The following is a 582-nucleotide window of genomic DNA, read 5'->3' as shown; positions in this document are numbered from 1 at the left end:
GCTCCCCCCGGCTGGCCACGTAGGCGACTTCACGACGCTGGCGGTTGAAGCGAGTGGGCGGGATTTTGGAATGGGGGTAGACGGCGTGGACGAAGCAGCAGAGATACATTAGTGCCAAGCCGCCGGAGAACCCCCAGAGGTAGGGGTTTAGCAAAATTAATCTTATAAAAAAATCAAAAAAAGGATTTCCAAACCTGAAATAACCATCAATGCTTAACCCTAAACCTATGAGCATCCAAAAAGTAGTAATAAATAAAACCGACCCAAAAGAGCATCGGACTGCAAACTCAACCGTCGCTGAACTCAGTCCAAAGTCCATGTAAACGTCATTGGCGTATTGATGAAGGCTGCGCGAGCTAAAAGCTGCCACCCCGGTGGGAACTGGCCGTGGAGCAAGGTAGAAAACTTCAGTACCGGACTCGTTTTCCGTATCCCCGGCTACAGGCAGGCGTTCGTATTGGTCCTCAGGCATTTTCCCTGACCTCGCTTTTTTCGACGCTGGCGAAATGATCGAACACGGTCAGCCCTTTGCGCAGCGTCTTGCGCACGGCTTCGCTCTGCTGGATCAGTTCGTCGCTGGGG

At 52.2% G+C, this 582-nt stretch carries 1 pseudogene; it reads right to left on the bottom strand.

The window, feature by feature from the left end:
- Positions 1-472, bottom strand: a pseudogene (locus BZK31_RS29915) (DUF6708 domain-containing protein); the annotation flags it as partial.
- Positions 473-582 lie beyond the last annotated feature (110 nt).

The sequence above is a fragment of the Pseudomonas floridensis genome (assembly GCF_002087235.1).
Taxonomy (GTDB): Bacteria; Pseudomonadota; Gammaproteobacteria; order Pseudomonadales; family Pseudomonadaceae; genus Aquipseudomonas; species Aquipseudomonas floridensis.
The sequence above is the reverse complement of the archived record's forward strand: the minus strand, read 5'-3'. Positions and strand labels throughout refer to the sequence as shown.